Source organism: Tenacibaculum sp. IB213877, from assembly GCF_034043975.1.
Taxonomy (GTDB): domain Bacteria; phylum Bacteroidota; class Bacteroidia; order Flavobacteriales; family Flavobacteriaceae; genus Polaribacter.
Window position 1 is genome coordinate 1 of record NZ_JAXCHH010000036.1, and the last position, 801, is coordinate 801.

Sequence of the window (801 nt, forward strand, 5' to 3'; positions counted from 1 at the left end):
TGTAGTACATTAGGAGAGATTACATTTACGTCGGCTACGGGAGGTACACCACCATATACCTATGGAGTAAACGGAGTTTATGGATCAGGATTAGTTTATGGTAATTTAACTGAGGGTAGTTATGTATTAACGGTACGCGATAATAATGGGTGTGAGCAATCTGTAAGCACGATTACTATAGACCCATTACCAGTTATACCAGATTTTACAGACGCTGTAACTTATAATTGTGATGGTACAGGAAATATTACGTTAACCCCACCAGCTACCCCTGCATTAACCTATGAATATAGTATTGACGGAGGGGCAGTTCAGGCAAGTAATGTATTTACAGGTCAAACAATAGGTAGTCATACAATCACAGTAACTTCACCACGAGCATGTCCTAGAGATTTTGTAGTAAATGTTGATTCAGGTCAAGCTTTTGGGGCTAATATTTTAGGTAGTACGAATGTTAGTTGTAATGGAGGAACCGATGGTACAATTACTTTTGAGGTTATAAATTTCACAGGAAGTTATGAGTATAGTGTAAATGGAGGAGGATTTATCACAAGTAGTAATGCCACAGAAACGATAACAGGATTAGACAATATATCATATACTATAGATGTACGTCCAGATGCAAGTTCACCAGCGGTATGTACAATTAATTTAGGTCCAGTTACCTTAACAGAGCCTACGGCAGTATCCGCTAGTGCATTAATAACAAAAGAAGTTACCTGTGCTGCACCAACAGGAGCAACGATTGAGGTAACAGGATCAGGTGGTACACCGGGTTATACTTATAGTATAGATAACGGA

The 801-nt window shown here is 38.8% G+C and carries 1 pseudogene; it reads left to right on the top strand.

Annotation, left to right across the window (positions count from 1 at the left end):
- Positions 1–801 (top strand): annotated as a pseudogene (locus SLH33_RS12970) (SprB repeat-containing protein); the annotation flags it as partial.